Source organism: Geobacter sp. (genome assembly GCF_030834625.1).
Taxonomy (GTDB): domain Bacteria; phylum Desulfobacterota; class Desulfuromonadia; order Geobacterales; family Geobacteraceae; genus Geobacter.
In genome coordinates this window covers 117415-132748 of sequence record NZ_JAUQXO010000044.1, presented here as the reverse complement: position 1 = coordinate 132748, position 15334 = coordinate 117415, and the positions used below count along the sequence as shown (strand labels likewise).

Genomic DNA, 15334 nt, shown 5'->3' with positions numbered 1-15334 from the left:
CTTGTTGGGACAGCGGGTGGTGCAGGTCTCGCAGGAGGCGCAGTACCAGATGCTTCGCCCCGCCAGGACCCGCTCGTACTGCCCCAGCTGCAGAAACCGCACGATCCGGTTGGGGGGATGCTCCATGAACGAACGCATGGGACACCCCGCCGAGCACTTGCCGCACTGGAAACAGCGCCGCACCGAGCTCCCCGACAGGGCCTCGACTTTCTTCACGAAATCGAGATTCATGGTCGCGGTGGAAAGACGCATTGTGGAATGCTTCATGGGGCCTCCTGGGGCGTGGGGTGGCCGATGGGCGAAACGGGGACGGCAAATTTGATGCGGAGCGGGAGAGGGGATTCGTGCTCCGCTGGGCAGTTTTCGGCATCTAAATAAGTAGGAGTTTTATTGCTGCTAAAACATCGTGCCCTGATTGTCTGTGTTGGCGGGATTGGGAGGGGCCTGTTTTTAGTCTTATTAAATATGAAGTATCACAGCGGTGACCGTCTTGTCAACGCCAAAGTAAAACGGTGTGTGACTTTGGTGGGCAGGTGCAGAAGAATGCATGCTTATTGATCGGTATGACAACTTTATTGGTGCCAATGGGGTGCGTCGATTTGTCAATGGTGAGCCAGTCGGCGCGGCGAGCTGCTGAAGCAGCGCCGTCCACGTCGGCCGGCTGTGTTTTGACAATGAGCCGGAAATGGATTACAAGGTCCGGAGCGACCATCTTCCCGGGAGGCTAACCATCGGCGAGCTCAAACGACTCTACGGTTACATGTGGGAATGCCGCGGGACCTACATCCTTGGGGCCATCTGCCTTCTGGGCACAAACGCCTTTGCGCTCTTGGTCCCGTGGCTCCTGAAGCTGGCGGTGGAAAGCCTCCGGGACCCCAGTGTGGCTTCCCGTTCCGCTGCCTGGTACGGAGGGGCGATCATGGTCGCGGCCCTTCTCCATGGCGTGATCCGGATCTTTTCCCGCACGACGCTTCTCCACGCGGCCCGGCGGATCGAGTACGCCATCCGCGAGGACCTCTACCGGAAGCTCCTCTCCCTCGACATGCCCTACTTTGCGGGGGAGCGGACCGGCGACCTCATGTCCCGCTTTGCCAACGACCTGACCAACATTCGTATGCTGCTCGGTTTCGGGGTTCTGAACGTCATCAATACCGCCCTTGTTTACGTGTCCGCCATCGCCCTCATGGCGAGCATCAATCCTTCCCTGACCCTCTGGGCCGTTATCCCGTTTCCTCTCATGATCATTGCCGCCAAAAGGATCACCCGCCGGATGTTCCATCACTCCAAACGGGCTCAGGAGGAGCTGTCCCGCCTCACGAGCCAGGCGGAGGAGAGTATCGCCGCGGCCGTGGTGGTGCGCTCCTACTGTCGTGAAGAGGCGACGGTCGCCGCTTTTGAGGAAATCGGCCGCCGCTATCTGGCCCGCAACATGGCCATGGCGCGGCTGCGTGGGCTTTTGCTTCCCATTATGGCGGCCACCTCGGCCCTCGGCACGCTCATTGTCCTCTTCATGGGGGGGCAGAGGGTCATCGACGGCGCCATGACCCTCGGGGACTTCGTCGCCTTCAACGGCTATCTGGCCATGCTGGTCTGGCCCACAATCATCTTCGGGTGGATACTCAACCTGATTCAGCGGGGGGCCGCGTCCATGGCCCGCCTCAACGAGGTGTTCGACGCCACCCCACGCGTCACGGAGTCGAAGGAGTCATTCGATGTCGGCACCCCGCGGGGGGGGGTCGAGTTGCGGGGGGTGCGGTTTTGTTACAATAGTGCGGGGGGGATGTCTCCTCTCCTCGATGGCATCTCGCTCTCCATTCCCGCCGGCATCCGGCTGGGAATTGTGGGGCCGGTTGGGAGCGGCAAATCGACCCTGGTCCGCCTGCTGGCCAGGCTCTACCCGGTTCCGGACGGCCAGATTTTCCTCGACGGAGTAGACATCAACCGGATCCCGCTGGCCCAGCTCAGGGATGCCATTGGCTTCGTTCCCCAGGAGAGTTTCCTCTTCTCACGCAGCGTGCGCGAGAATATCTCCTACGGCAGAGAGGGGGCGACCATGGAGGAGATTGAGGCAGCGGCCCGTTTGGCGAGCCTGGAGGGGGACGTGCTCCGCTTCGCCGACGGCTACGATACCCTTGTGGGTGAACGGGGGGTGACCCTCTCCGGCGGGCAGAAGCAGCGCACCGCCATTGCCCGGGCGCTGCTCAAGAATCCGTCAATCCTGATTCTTGACGATCCTCTCTCGGCCGTGGATGCCCAAACTGAAGAAGCGATCCTTAAGGGGCTTGCCGGCTACTGGGGCGACCGGACCGTCATCGTCGTATCCCACCGCCTCTCGGCCGTGCGGGAGTGTGACCGGATCATCGTTCTGAAGGGTGGCGCCATCGCCGAAGAGGGGAGCCACGACGACCTCGTGGCCCGCCATGGCCTCTATGCTGCCATGTGGCGAGAACAGCAGATCCTCCAGGAGATTGCCAGTCTCTGAGCGGTCCCCCTTGGCCGGTAACGGGCGGAAAAACCGGATAAAAAAGAGGCTTTACAAACCGGGGGGCTTATACTATAGTCCATAGTTCCGGAGAGATGTCCGAGTGGTCGAAGGAGCACGACTGGAAATCGTGTGTACTGCAAGGTACCGAGGGTTCGAATCCCTCTCTCTCCGCCATAATCAAAATTGACAAGTCCGTCGGGGCTTGTGTGATATAAATTCGAGGCCCGGACACTCAGTTCCGGGCCGAGCAGCTTTTGCGGGCAGAGCTGATAGCTGGGTCCCGCGCAACGGTAGGTTATGAACCCCGCCAGGTCCGGAAGGAAGCAACGGCAGTAACTGACACCGTGTGCCGCGGGGAAGCCCAGCTATCAGTTGTGCCCGCAACGCCCCCGTTTTACCCCTCCCCCCTTTCCGAGCACGCAGCATCCTATCGCGTCGTGAGGTGTTGATCCCTTGTCCTATCTCGTTCTTGCCCGTAAGTGGCGCCCCCAGACCTTCAGTGAGCTGACCGGCCAGGAGCATGTCAGCCAGACCCTGCAGAACGCCATCGATTCGGGTCGGATCGCCCATGCATTCCTCTTTACGGGTGCCCGGGGGGTCGGAAAGACCTCCTCTGCCCGCATCCTGGCCAAGGCCCTTACCTGCGAGCAGGGGATGAGCCCCGAGCCATGCAATGTCTGTCCCGCCTGTACGGAAATCACCGCCGGCACCGCCGTGGATGTCCTCGAGATCGACGGCGCCTCCAACACCGGCGTCGACGACATCCGGGAACTGCGGGAGAACGTCAAGTACCTCCCGTCGCGGCTCCGCTACAAGATCTTCATCATCGACGAAGTCCACATGCTCTCCACGAACGCCTTCAACGCCCTGTTGAAGACCCTCGAGGAGCCCCCTCCCCACGTCAAGTTCATCTTTGCCACCACCGAGCCCCACAAGGTGCCGATCACCATCCTTTCCCGCTGCCAGCGCTTTGACTTCCGGCGGATTCCGCTGGGGAAGGTGGTTGGGCGGCTGCGCCACATCGTGGAGCAGGAGGGGATCGCTATCAGCGATGTTGCCCTTACCATGGTGGCCCGCAAGGGTGACGGGAGTATGCGCGACTCCCTGTCGGTGCTCGACCAGGTTCTCGCCTTCTGCGGCGACCAGGTGCGGGATGAGGAGGTTGTGAGTCTCCTGGGGGTCGTGGATCGGCGACTTCTGATGGACGCCACGGCGGCGATCTTCGACCGGGACACCAGGGCGGCCCTCGGCATCGTGGCCCGGGTGGACGAGTTCGGCTACAACGTGCGCCAGTTCTGCGGCGAACTGATCGACCATCTCCGCAACCTGCTGATCCTCAAGGCGGTCGGTGATGTCAACGATCTCCTCGATCTTTCGGAGGCGGAACTGGCGGCCCTGCGGCAGCAGGCCGATGGCGCCCCACTCGACGATCTCCAGCGGCACCTGTCAATACTGTTGCGCGCGGATGGGGAGCTTGCCCACACATCCTTCCCCCGGCTCGTCCTGGAGATGGCCCTTGTCAGGATGGCGACCCTTGCGCCGGCGGTGCCGGTGGACGAGCTCCTGGAGCGGCTGAAAAAGATCGAAGAGGTTGGGGGAAGCGGTGTTGCCGATGCCCGTGCCCAGTGGCGGGCAACACCGCCGGCGTCTCCCGTTGTTTCCCCCCCTGCTGGGGCTTCCGATCGTCCTGCGTCGACGCCGACTTCGCCCCCGCAGCCTGTCGAGCGGCCGGCGGCACCGACGGCGTCTTCCACTCCCCCTTCTCACCGCCGCGGGCCACAACCGGCGCCGGAGCCGCGCCGGACCGGTGATGACTGGGCCGATTTCGTCGTCTACGTCAAGGGGGGAAAGCCTCGGCTCGGGTCTATGCTCGAACAGGGGAGCCCCCTCGCCGTCACGGCAGAACGTCTGGAGATCGGTTTCCCCGAAGGAGCTTTTGCCCTTTCGAGCCTCAAGGACAGCGACTCCCAGGCCGCCCTGAAGGAGCTGGCCCTCCAGTTCTTCAAGGCTGACCCGGCCATTGTCCTGCGCTCCCTTTCACCCGGCACAGGGGAGGCCCCCCCCAATCTCCTGGAAAAAAAAAGGGCTGAGGATGAGCGGCGACAGTCCGACCTGAAGCAGGCCGCCACGTCCCACCCTGCGGTTTCCGAAGCGCTGGATGTCTTTGGCGGCACTCTTGCGGAGGTTGTCCCCTTGGGGCGGAAAGAATCGCAGTAACGTCGTTTTAATTTCAGCAAAACTCTTTGACCAAGAGTAAAGCCTATTCCACGAAACCACGGAGGAACAGATGTCCAAAGGTTTGGCAGGTATCATGAAGCAGGCCCAGATGATGCAGCAGAAGATGGCAAAGCTGCAGGAGGAGGCGGCGAAGCAGACTGCCGAGGCAGCAGCGGGCGGAGGCGCGGTGACCGCGGTGGTGAGCGGTAAGAACCAGCTTCTTTCGCTGACCATCAAGCCGGAAGCGGTCGATCCGAACGATGTGGAGATGCTCCAGGATCTGATCGTTGCGGCGGTGAACGAAGCTCTCAAGAAGGTTCAGTCGCAATTTTCCGAGGAGATGGGAAAGATCACCGGGGGGCTCAATATCCCCGGCCTCTTCTAGCAGGCGGCTTTTCAGGGGGGCGGCAGCCGGATGGGTGCCGCCCCCCTTTACATCTAAAGGGGCATCAATGAAAACCATGCTTGATTTGTGTATCTCAAGCGATAGGGTATGGGGCACTGACCCTGTAAATTTTTTAGTATTGCTAAAATATCTTTAGTGGCAATCGCAAAAACAGGCGAAAATTTACCAAAAGTAAAAAGTTTTATTTTCGTTTTAATAAAAAATTGTTTTATCTTCGGCGCGAACTATGCTACAGTCGTCAAACTCATTTGCGCGGCTCCTTGCAGAGCTGCAGAAATTGCCCGGTGTCGGCGGGAAAACCGCGTTGCGGCTCGCCTTTCATCTGCTGAAATCCCCGGAGAACACAGCTGCGCTGGCCGACAGTCTCGGTGATGTGCTTGCCCGGGTACGGTTCTGTTCCGTTTGCTTCGGTATCACCGAGGAGGATCCCTGCAGGCTTTGCACCAGCGACCGGGATGACACCTCTCTCTGTATCGTTGAGGAGCCTCAGGATCTCCTGGCGGTGGAGCGGACCAGGGCCTTCAGAGGGCGCTACCATGTCCTTCAAGGGGCTCTGTCGCCCCTGAACGGAGTAACTCCCAATAGACTTCGGATTGCCGAGCTGATGCGGCGGCTCGAAGGGGGGACGGTGCGGGAGGTGGTCATCGCCACCAACTTCTCCGTTGAGGGGGAGGCGACTGCCCTCTATCTCGCGCGGCAGATCAAGCCCCTCGGCATCAGGGTCACGCGGCTTGCCCACGGGATTCCGCTGGGGAGCGACCTGGAGTATGTGGACGCGGCCACGGTGCAGCGGGCCCTTGAGGGACGGAGCGAATTGTAGGACAACGTGAAACGACGACAGTTCAATGCTGTTTCGTATTTATCCCAGAGGAGGAGAGCATGAGTCGCAACATGGTTACCATCGACGGCAACACCGCGGCCGCCCACGTGGCCCACGCCACCAACGAGGTGATCGCCATCTACCCCATCACCCCGTCATCGGTCATGGGAGAGATCTCTGACATCAAGAGCGCCATGGGGGAGAAAAACATCTGGGGGACCGTACCATCGGTCGTCGAGATGCAGTCGGAAGGCGGCGCCGCCGGTGCTGTCCACGGTGCGCTCCAGGCGGGGGCTCTGACCACCACCTTCACGGCCAGCCAGGGCCTGCTTCTGATGATCCCGAACATGTTCAAGATCGCCGGCGAGCTGACCTCCACGGTCTTCCACGTCTCGGCCCGCGCCATCGCGGCCCAGGCCCTCTCCATCTTCGGCGACCATTCCGATGTCATGTCGTGCCGTTCCACCGGCTGGGCCATGCTCTGCTCCAACAACTCCCAGGAGGTCATGGACTTCGCCCTGATCGCCCAGGCCGCCACGCTCCGCTCCCGGGTGCCGTTCCTCCACTTCTTCGACGGCTTCCGCACCTCCCACGAGGTCCTGAAGGTCGAAGAGCTGACCTTTGACGACATGCGTGCCATGCTGGACGACGAGCTGATCGCGGCCCACAAGGCCCGCGGCCTTTCTCCGGACCACCCCGTCATGCGCGGCACCGCCCAGAACCCCGACGTCTACTTCCAGGGTCGCGAGACGGTGAACTCCTTCTACCCGAAATGTATCGAGATCGTCGAAGAGGAGATGAACAAGTTCGCCACGATCACGGGCCGCCAGTACAAGCTGGTGGACTATGTGGGTGCTCCCGACGCCGACCGGGTCATCGTCATCATGGGTTCCGGCGCCGACACGGTGCAGGAGACTGTGGAGAACCTGACCGCCAAGGGAGAGAAGATCGGCGTGGTGAAGATCCACCTCTACCGGCCGTTCCCCATCGACGCCTTCATCGCCGCGCTGCCGAAGACCGCCAAGAAGATCGCCGTCCTCGACCGGACCAAAGAACCCGGCGCCCTGGGCGAGCCCCTCTACATGGATGTCCGTACCGCCATCGGTGAGGCCATGGCCGACGGGAAGTGCCAGTTCGACGGTTATCCGGTTATCGTCGGCGGCCGTTACGGTCTCGGCTCCAAGGAGTTCACCCCGGCCCAGGCCAAGGCGGTGTTCGATAACCTTTCCGCCGCCAAGCCGAAGAGAAACTTCGTGGTCGGCATCACCGAGGACGTCACCAACAGCAGCCTTCCCTGCGATCCGTCCTTCTTCAACCCCATGGAAGGGGCCTACCAGGCCATGTTCTTCGGCCTCGGCTCCGATGGCACTGTTGGCGCCAACAAGAACTCCATCAAGATCATCGGCGAGATGACAGACAACAACGCCCAGGCCTACTTCGTCTACGACTCCAAGAAGGCCGGCTCCATGACTACCTCGCACCTGCGCTTCGGCAAGAACTACATCCGCGCGCCGTATCTGGTGCAGGAGGCCGACTTCGTGGCCTGTCACAACTATGCCTTCGTGGAGAAGTACGACATGCTGGCCCGGGCCAAGCAGGGTGCCACCTTCCTCCTCAATGCTCCCTTCGAGGCCAACGAGATCTGGGACAAGCTCCCCACCGACGTGCAGCAGCAGATCATCGACAAGAAGCTCAAATTCTACGTGATCGATGGCGTGCGGCTCGGCAACGAGATCGGCCTCGGACCCCGCATCAACGTCATCATGCAGACCGCCTTCTTCAAGATCTCCAACATCATTCCGCTGGAGCAGGCCGTTGCCGAGATCAAGGATGCCATCAAGAAATCCTACGGCAAGGCGGGTGAAGCTGTTGTCGCGATGAACAACAAAGCAGTCGACGCCGGCCTCAACAACTTCTACGAGGTGAAGGTGCCGGAGAAGGCCACCAGCACCATCACGAAGCCCCCGGTCGTCAGTCCCAAGGCGCCCCAGTTCGTCCAGGAGACCACCGCCCCGATGATCGCCGGCCTTGGCGACGATCTGCCGGTTTCCAGGATGCCGGCCGACGGCACCTTCCCGACGGCCACGGCTCAGTTCGAGAAGCGAAACATCGCCGTGGATATCCCGGTGTGGGACGAGCAGCTCTGCATCCAGTGCGGTATCTGTTCTTTCGTCTGCCCCCACGCCGTCATCCGGATGAAGGCCTACGAAGCCTCGGCTCTTGCCGGCGCTCCGGCCTCCTTTAAGTCCGTCGACTGCAAGGTCCCTGAGTTCAAGGGACAGAAGCTCACCGTCCAGGTGGCGCCGGAAGACTGCACCGGCTGCGGTGCCTGCGTCCACAACTGCCCGGCCAAGAGCAAGGAAGACCCGAACCACAAGGCCATCAACATGGCATTCCAGCCTCCCCTCCGGGCCCAGGAAGTGGCGAACTGGGACTTCTTCCTCACCATCCCCGACGTGGACCCCACCATGGCCAAACTGGACACCGTCCGCGGCTCCCAGCTGGTCCGCCCGCTGTTCGAGTTCTCCGGCGCCTGCGCCGGCTGCGGCGAGACCCCGTACCTGAAGCTTTTGACCCAACTTTTCGGCGACCGGACAGTTATTGCCAACGCCACCGGCTGTTCCTCCATCTACGGCGGCAACCTGCCGACCACCCCTTACGCCAAGCGGGCCGACGGGCTTGGTCCGGCCTGGTCCAACTCCCTGTTTGAGGACAATGCCGAGTTCGGCTTCGGCATGCGGCTGGCCGTGGACAAGTTCAACGCCATGGCCCTTGAGCTGATCGACAAGCTCTCGTCTTCCTGCTCCTGCTCTTCCTGCACGAGCGCGGTACCCCTCATGAACGAGATCAAGGGTGCCGATCAGTCCAACCAGGCGGGCATCGAGGCCCAGCGCGGCCGGGTGGCAGAGCTGAAGAAGGCTCTTGCCGGCTGCCCCGAGCCGGAGGCCAAGCGACTCCTCACCGTGGTCGATTACCTGGTCAAGAAGTCCGTCTGGTGCATCGGCGGCGACGGCTGGGCCTATGACATCGGCTACGGCGGCCTCGACCACGTCATCGCCAGCGGCAAGAACATCAACCTGCTGGTTCTCGACACCGAGGTTTACTCCAACACTGGCGGCCAGGCATCCAAGTCTACTCCGATGGGCGCAGTCGCCCAATTCGCGGCCGGCGGCAAGGCAGTATCCAAGAAGGATCTGGGGATGATGGCCATGGCATACGGATCGGTCTACGTGGCAACCGTATCCCTCGCCAATCCGGCCCAGTGCATCAAGGCGTTCCTGGAGGCAGAGGCCTATGACGGGCCGTCGCTCATCATCGCCTACTCCCACTGCATCGCCCACGGCATCGACATGACCAAGGGTGTCGATGCCAATAAGCGGGCTGTTCAGTCCGGTTACTGGCCCCTGTACCGCTACAACCCGATGCTGGCCGCCGACTGCAAGAACCCGCTGCAGCTTGACAGCAAGGCGCCGACCATTGGCTTCGGCGAGTACGTGAATAGCGAGAACCGTTACCGCGTCCTCAAGAAGAACAACCCGAAGGGGTACGAAGAGCTGATGAAGAAGGCGGAAGCATGGTCCAAGGCCCACTTCAGCTACTATCAGAAGCTGGCGTCCCTCAACTTCGAGGACACCTGCGAGAAGTAGCAGCGAACAAGGCTTCACCCACGAAAAAAGCCCCGGTCAAGAGTGCCGGGGCTTTTTTCGTGGATGGCGGCCCGGGTTCTGGCTAATGGCTCTGTTATTGCAAAGTTACCCGGAGGATGTTGGTCGGGATAACTGGGCACGTACCACAGGACACATGTTCCGCGCTGTTTTCTCTTCTTGAACGTGTGTCAAATTTTTGTTATAACCCATCCGGTATCGGTGAAAATTCCACAGCCCGGCGAAGGGGTGCATACATGGCAGGTCCTCAGATGGTGATGTACGATGAGGAGTTCAGGCAGATCAATCTTGCGATTGAGAAGCTTCTCCGGGAGGCGAACGCCAAGGTGATCTTTCTGGTCGACAAGAACGGCCAGCTCATTTCCGGGTGCGGCGAGACCGAGCGGTTCGACACAACCTCCCTGGCATCCCTCACCGCGGGAAACATCGCCGCCACCGGCGGTCTTGCCAAGCTGATTGGTGAAAAGGAATTCTCCATCCTCTTCCACGAGGGGGAGAAGGACAACCTCCATATCTCCATCGTCGGTGGGCGGGTGATTCTCGTGGTCCTCTTCGACAGCCGGTCGTCCTTGGGGCTGGTCAGGCTCCGGGTCAAGAAGGCATCGGAGGAGTTGACCACTATCTTCGACAGTCTCATGAGGAAGGCCGAGGAGAAGGAACGCAGCGGCATCCAGGAGTTCCCCTTCGCCGAGATCACCGACGACGACATCGACAATCTCTTCAGCTGACGGTCCGGGGGTACGGCGGATGTCCTTCATAAACTACGCATCGCGCGAGATAAACTGCAAGATCGTCTACTACGGTCCTGGCCTCTGCGGCAAGACCACCAATCTCCAGTATATCTACCAGAAGACCGCTCCCGAGGCGAAGGGGAAGATGATCAGCCTCGCCACGGAAACTGAGCGGACCCTCTTTTTCGATTTTCTTCCCCTGGCCCTTGGCGAGATTCGCGGCTTCAAGACCCGCTTCCACCTTTACACGGTTCCCGGGCAAGTATTTTACGACGCTTCCCGCAAATTGATCCTCAAGGGGGTGGACGGTGTGGTCTTCGTGGCCGACTCCCAGGAGGAGCGGATGGATGCCAATGTTGAATCCCTGGACAATCTCCGCATCAACCTGAGAGAGCAGGGGTACGACCTGGACAAGCTTCCCTACGTGGTCCAGTACAACAAGCGGGACCTGCCGGAAGTTCTCTCAGTGGACGAATTGAGACGGGAGCTGAACCCCACGGGAGTTCCCGACTTCGAGGCGTGCGCCTCCACCGGCGAAGGGGTTTTCGAAACCCTGAAGGCGGTTGCCAAACTGATCCTCATTGACCTCAAAAAAGGGCGATGAGGCGGCAACGCTTCGATCTGATCCGTAGTTTGCGGCCCATGGCAATGCCATGGGCTTTTTTGTTTTGTCTGCCGGTAAAATGACGTAGAATGGCGGCCGCCGGCGGTTTGTGCGCGGAGGAGTCGGTATGAAAAAACTGAGGCGTTTGGGCAAAGACGCAAAGTGCATCCTGCCTGGGGTGACCGTTCTGCTGCTCCTTGCAGGCACGCCGGGAACCGGTGCCGACGATTCGCGCCTGTTCACTACCGGCTTTGAGGCCTTTTCAGGGGGAGACAGCAAGGGGGCGACCCGTGCCCTGAGCCACCTTCTGGAAGTCTACCCCGGAACAAAGCTTCGCGAGCTGGCCCTCTTTTATCTCGCCCGCGCCCATTTCAGAACGGGGAACCAGGAGGAGGCTGCCCAGGCCATGGCACGGCTCCTCCAGGAATATCCCGGCACATCCCTTACGGACAAGGCGGAAAAGGAGCTTCTGGGTCTCGTGGCTCGCTACCGTAGGGGAGAGAAGCTTTCGCGCGGTGATGATGATCTGGACGTCCTGCCGGTGGGGGAGTTGGCTGCCGTCAGTGCCGCTCCTGAGTATGGGAGGGCCAGTGTGGCCGCGGAGAAGGCTGTCCACGAGAAGGCCGAGCGGAGCCTGGCCGTGCAGAGGGAGAAGCGTGTTCGCGCGAACGCACCGACGCGCCCGGCTCCGACAGCCTCCAGCAGTTTGAGGGGTGCTTCCGGAGCAGGAGCGGAGTTCTCCGGGCCGCTGCTGAGGGCCGTGGTCAAGCCGGACAAGACGGATCTCTATCCGGGCGAGCAGGTCGAGTATCTCGTTACCCTCCTCAATGTTGGTTCGGGCAGGGCCGAGGGGATAGCCCTGCGGCTCATGTTCCCCGACGGGGAGTACGAGCCTGTCGACTTCGCCAAGGGGGGATTCCGCAACGAGGGGGGCGGGGCGCTCGTCCTCGACAATGTCTCCATTGGGCCGGGACAGGTCCTGGAATACCCGGTGGTGTTCAGGGTAAAGAACGACGCTGGCATCGGGCAAGAGCTTCGCTGCAGCGTGAGACTCCTCAGCGGCGCCATCGGTACATGGGATTCATACCGATCGAAGGCATCGTTCGTCAGCCCTCCCCGGCGCCCGTAGCGCGCGGTTGGGAGTTCACTCAGGCAATGGGCTATGCATTTCGGCGGTACCTACGAAGATGAGATAATCGGCAAAGCCTACGACGGCAGGCTCATGGTGCGGTTTATCCGCTATGTGCTCCCCTACCGGTGGACGGCCGTGGCCGCCCTCTGCCTCCTCCCTCTCTCGGCGGCGGCACGGCTGGCTCAGCCGTGGCTCATGAAGGTGGCCATCGACGAACACATCGTCACCGGGAGGATGGAAGGGCTGCCGCTGGTGGCGGCCGGGTTTCTCGCCCTGATCCTCGCCGAATCGCTCATCACCTTCGTTGAGGTCTGGCTTCTCCAGTATCTGGGGCAGAAGGTGATGTTCGACCTGCGCATGGACCTCTTCGGTCACGTCCAGCGGCTCCCGGTCTCCTTTTTCGACCGGACCCCCACCGGCAGCCTCGTTACCCGGCTCACCAGCGACGTGGAGGTTCTCGGCGAGATGTTCGCCGCCGGCATCATCACGGTGGTTGGGGATATTCTCTTCCTGGCCGGGATCGTCGGCGTCATGCTCTGGATGAACCTGAAGCTGTCGCTGGTAACCTTCGCGGTCCTTCCGGTGCTCATCTGGGTCGCCTTCACCTTTCGGGTCAGGATGCGCAAGGCCTTCCGGGAGGTGCGGGCGCGGCTGGCGAATCTCAACACCTTCCTGGCCGAGACCATCGGCGGCATGGCGGTGGTCCAACTCTTCAACCGGCAGGAGACCGAAAGGCGGGAGTTCACCCGGCTCAACGCCGCCTACCGGGACGCCAACCTGCCGGTCATCACCTGGGACGCCTCCCTCTACGCCCTGGTGGAGACCCTCTCCTCCGTGGCCGTGGGGCTCATCGTCTGGTACGGCGGTGGGGAGATCGTCAGCGGAGCCCTCACCTTCGGGGCCCTGGTGGCATTCATCCAGTATATCGAGAAGTTCTTCGGCCCCATCCGGGACCTTTCGGCCAAGTACTCTATCATGCAGGGGGCCATGGCGGCCCTGGAGCGGATATTCAACCTGCTGGACACGGAGAAGGACGGCTCCCTCTCCCCGCCAGCCCCTCTCCTCCGGGGAGAGGATGGCCGAAGGCCGGGTGAGGGGGTAGTCGACACCATTGCCTTTCGCGACGTCTGGTTCGCCTACAAGGATGAGGATTATGTCCTCAGGGGGATCGACCTCACCATCCAGCGCGGCGAGAAGGTGGCGCTGGTCGGCGAGACCGGTGGCGGCAAGACCACGGTCACCCGGCTCCTCTCCCGTTTCTACGATGTGACCCGGGGGAGCATCCGCTTCGACGGCACCGACATCCGGGAGATGCCGCTTCCCGAACTCCGGCGCCGAATCGGCGTGGTCCTCCAGGAGCCCTATCTCTTCACCGGGACCATCGGGTTCAATATCTCCCTGGGGGACCAGGGGGCTGCAGCCCGGATGGAGGATGCGGCCCGGCTCGTGGGGGCCGACCGTTTCATCCGGGCTCTGCCCAAGGGGTACGATGAGGAGGTGCGGGAGCGGGGGGTGAACCTTTCTGCCGGCGAGCGGCAGCTCATCTCCTTTGCCCGGGCCGTGGCCTTCGACCCGGAGATCCTTGTGCTTGACGAGGCCACCTCCAGCGTTGACAGCGAGTCAGAGAGGCTCATCCAGGAGGGACTCCGGGCGCTCATGGCGGGCCGGACCTCACTGGTGGTGGCCCACCGCCTCTCCACGGTCCAGGATGCCGACCGGATCGCCGTCATCCATCGGGGTGAAAAGGCAGAAGAGGGCACCCACCGGGAGCTCCTGGCTGCCGGGGGTGTCTACGCGCGGCTGCATAAGCTGCAATTCAGGGAGTTGTGAAGCGTAACTACCCGTGTGCTGGTGGGTCAGTAGAGTGCGACCACGGGTGAAGTGTACAGGTCACCAGACGTGGGACTGAAAAGTTGATTGACAATGGTATCAATTGATACCAATATATTGTATGCCGTGAGATGTCATTATCCTTTTCGCGGAGCGTACTGAATGGAAGGTAAAGACTCCCATGGCAAGGCCGAGCCACAAGGAATTGACCGGCAAACTGAAGACAGCCTTGCAGTGTGTTCACGCCAACCGGATTCTCCTTGTCGAGCCAGTAGTCATTGCTGCTGACGCCATCGAACTTGACTATCCTCTCAGTGAACTGCAGACGGTGCTGCTCGACCTGCTGAACTGCACCGGCCCGGAGCATTACGCCGGCAACAGACCGCCGGCAAAGTCATACGAAACCCGCATCAAGAGCCTTGAACTCTGGGCCTTTTCGGTAACCTGTCCACGGTTTACTCCGTACATCTACTACAAGTTCGCTTTGCACGAGAATTGGTTTTTTCTGGTGTCGCTGCATCCCAGCAGGGGCACGAGGGGGTAAGAGAGGTTCGCCATGAGCAGGAACAATACGACTTTGACGTGTCCGCAGTGCCAGGGTATTGCGCGCCGGACACAAGTGGAGAAGAGCACCGAGATCAAAGGGGTCACGGTCAGTTACACCGCTGCCATGCACCGCTGTGAAGCATGTGGGCTGGAACTGGCGGACGTGGCGGATGCCGCTGCCCTGCAGGAGCGCATGGCGGATGCCTACCGCAATGCCGTCGGCCTGCTTAGCGGCGCGGATATCCGCAAACTGCGACAAGAAAAGGGTATGTCACAACAGGCCCTAGCCGATGCCCTGGAAGTTGGCATTGCAAGCATCAAGCGCTGGGAAACCGGCGTCATTCAGAGCAAGTCCATGGATACCCTGTTGCGCACCTTGCTGGTTGACCATCCCTGCAACGAGCATACTGGCCATCGGGATTTTTCTATTCCCCGCATCCGGCTGGTGCTCGACACCTTCGCCAGGCAACTCGACCGTCCACTGCTTAAGAAGAACGACCGCATGCTCTATGCCGCCAAGTACCTCTGGTACGCCGACATGGCAGCCTTCCGCGACCTCGGGCGCAGCATCACCGGCGCAACCTACGCCGCCCTGCCGATGGGGCCGCAGTTGAACAACTACCGGGACCTGGTGGACGAAATCCTCAAATCCGATCCGGCCGGCGCTCTTCCTCTCACTCCCAAGGAAGAAGCGATCATCGCCGCCGTCGCCAGGGCATTTCGCACCAACAAGGCTGTCTATGACGCGGCGCATCGCGAGAAAATCTGGAAGCAACGGGCCACGGGGGCGATCATCCCTTACACCGACGCCGTAGGGTTGACTGAGATGGATAAGCAAACTGACCACTGAGGCAAGCCAGCCCGGTTTCGATTGCACTGAATACAGGAGATTCCACAT

12 protein-coding genes, 1 tRNA gene and 1 other RNA gene are annotated in these 15334 nt (G+C 61.2%); 13 read left to right on the top strand and 1 reads right to left on the bottom strand.

The genetic code is table 11. From position 1 onward, the window contains the following. Positions 1-267 (bottom strand): 4Fe-4S dicluster domain-containing protein (locus RCH91_RS11565; RefSeq protein ID WP_306535097.1); only part of this gene is annotated, 267 nt, incomplete at its 3' end. 493 nt (positions 268-760) lie between these two features. Between RCH91_RS11565 and RCH91_RS11560 the strand changes: the two genes are divergently transcribed. The 13 genes from RCH91_RS11560 to RCH91_RS11500 all read left to right on the top strand — a co-directional run bounded on the left by RCH91_RS11560 (position 761) and on the right by RCH91_RS11500 (position 15286). After that, positions 761-2482 carry an ABC transporter ATP-binding protein gene (locus tag RCH91_RS11560; RefSeq protein WP_306535099.1) on the top strand — a complete coding sequence of 574 codons (1722 nt, stop codon included), beginning with the start codon at positions 761-763 and terminating at the stop codon, positions 2480-2482. Between the two features lie 89 nt (positions 2483-2571). Further along, positions 2572-2659 (top strand) — tRNA-Ser (locus RCH91_RS11555). Positions 2660-2756: 97 nt separating this feature from the next. Next, an RNA gene (gene ffs / locus RCH91_RS11550) (signal recognition particle sRNA small type) lies at positions 2757-2855 on the top strand. Between the two features lie 83 nt (positions 2856-2938). Beyond that, positions 2939-4702, top strand: a complete 1764-nt coding sequence (gene dnaX / locus RCH91_RS11545; RefSeq protein WP_306535096.1) for a DNA polymerase III subunit gamma/tau — start codon at positions 2939-2941, stop codon at positions 4700-4702. Between the two features lie 70 nt (positions 4703-4772). After that, complete coding sequence (locus RCH91_RS11540) at positions 4773-5087, top strand: YbaB/EbfC family nucleoid-associated protein (RefSeq protein WP_306535095.1); 315 nt, start codon at positions 4773-4775, stop codon at positions 5085-5087. Between the two features lie 247 nt (positions 5088-5334). Next, on the top strand, positions 5335-5928 hold the full coding sequence (gene recR, locus RCH91_RS11535; protein ID WP_306535094.1) for a recombination mediator RecR: 594 nt from the start codon (positions 5335-5337) through the stop codon (positions 5926-5928). Positions 5929-5987: 59 nt separating this feature from the next. Beyond that, positions 5988-9575: a pyruvate:ferredoxin (flavodoxin) oxidoreductase gene (gene nifJ, locus RCH91_RS11530; protein ID WP_306535093.1), complete on the top strand. Its 3588-nt coding sequence runs from the start codon at positions 5988-5990 to the stop codon at positions 9573-9575. A gap of 254 nt (positions 9576-9829) precedes the next feature. Next, entirely contained in the window at positions 9830-10321 is a 492-nt protein-coding gene (locus RCH91_RS11525) for a roadblock/LC7 domain-containing protein (protein ID WP_306535092.1), read from the top strand. A gap of 19 nt (positions 10322-10340) precedes the next feature. After that, complete coding sequence (locus RCH91_RS11520; RefSeq protein ID WP_306535091.1) at positions 10341-10928, top strand: ATP/GTP-binding protein; 588 nt, start codon at positions 10341-10343, stop codon at positions 10926-10928. 127 nt (positions 10929-11055) lie between these two features. Next, positions 11056-12057, top strand: coding sequence for a tetratricopeptide repeat protein (locus RCH91_RS11515; protein WP_306535090.1), 1002 nt, complete (start codon positions 11056-11058; stop codon positions 12055-12057). A 33-nt stretch (positions 12058-12090) separates the two neighbouring features. Then, positions 12091-13890: an ABC transporter ATP-binding protein gene (locus RCH91_RS11510; RefSeq protein WP_306535089.1), complete on the top strand. Its 1800-nt coding sequence runs from the start codon at positions 12091-12093 to the stop codon at positions 13888-13890. A 181-nt stretch (positions 13891-14071) separates the two neighbouring features. Then, complete coding sequence (locus RCH91_RS11505) at positions 14072-14434, top strand: hypothetical protein (protein WP_306535088.1); 363 nt, start codon at positions 14072-14074, stop codon at positions 14432-14434. Positions 14435-14446: 12 nt separating this feature from the next. Next, on the top strand, positions 14447-15286 hold the full coding sequence (locus tag RCH91_RS11500; RefSeq protein WP_306535087.1) for a type II TA system antitoxin MqsA family protein: 840 nt from the start codon (positions 14447-14449) through the stop codon (positions 15284-15286). The last annotated feature ends 48 nt before the right edge of the window (positions 15287-15334 follow it).

Excerpts from the sequence above, each read along its gene's own strand:
- RCH91_RS11520 (WP_306535091.1), top strand. The coding sequence starts at position 10,341 with ATGTCCTTCATAAACTACGCATCGCGCGAGATAAACTGCAAGATCGTC.
- recR (WP_306535094.1), top strand. The coding sequence starts at position 5,335 with ATGCTACAGTCGTCAAACTCATTTGCGCGGCTCCTTGCAGAGCTGCAG.
- RCH91_RS11500 (WP_306535087.1), top strand. The coding sequence starts at position 14,447 with ATGAGCAGGAACAATACGACTTTGACGTGTCCGCAGTGCCAGGGTATT.
- RCH91_RS11510 (WP_306535089.1), top strand. The coding sequence starts at position 12,091 with ATGCATTTCGGCGGTACCTACGAAGATGAGATAATCGGCAAAGCCTAC.
- RCH91_RS11560 (WP_306535099.1), top strand. The coding sequence starts at position 761 with ATGTGGGAATGCCGCGGGACCTACATCCTTGGGGCCATCTGCCTTCTG.
- nifJ (WP_306535093.1), top strand. The coding sequence starts at position 5,988 with ATGAGTCGCAACATGGTTACCATCGACGGCAACACCGCGGCCGCCCAC.
- RCH91_RS11505 (WP_306535088.1), top strand. The coding sequence starts at position 14,072 with ATGGCAAGGCCGAGCCACAAGGAATTGACCGGCAAACTGAAGACAGCC.
- RCH91_RS11515 (WP_306535090.1), top strand. The coding sequence starts at position 11,056 with ATGAAAAAACTGAGGCGTTTGGGCAAAGACGCAAAGTGCATCCTGCCT.
- RCH91_RS11540 (WP_306535095.1), top strand. The coding sequence starts at position 4,773 with ATGTCCAAAGGTTTGGCAGGTATCATGAAGCAGGCCCAGATGATGCAG.
- RCH91_RS11525 (WP_306535092.1), top strand. The coding sequence starts at position 9,830 with ATGGCAGGTCCTCAGATGGTGATGTACGATGAGGAGTTCAGGCAGATC.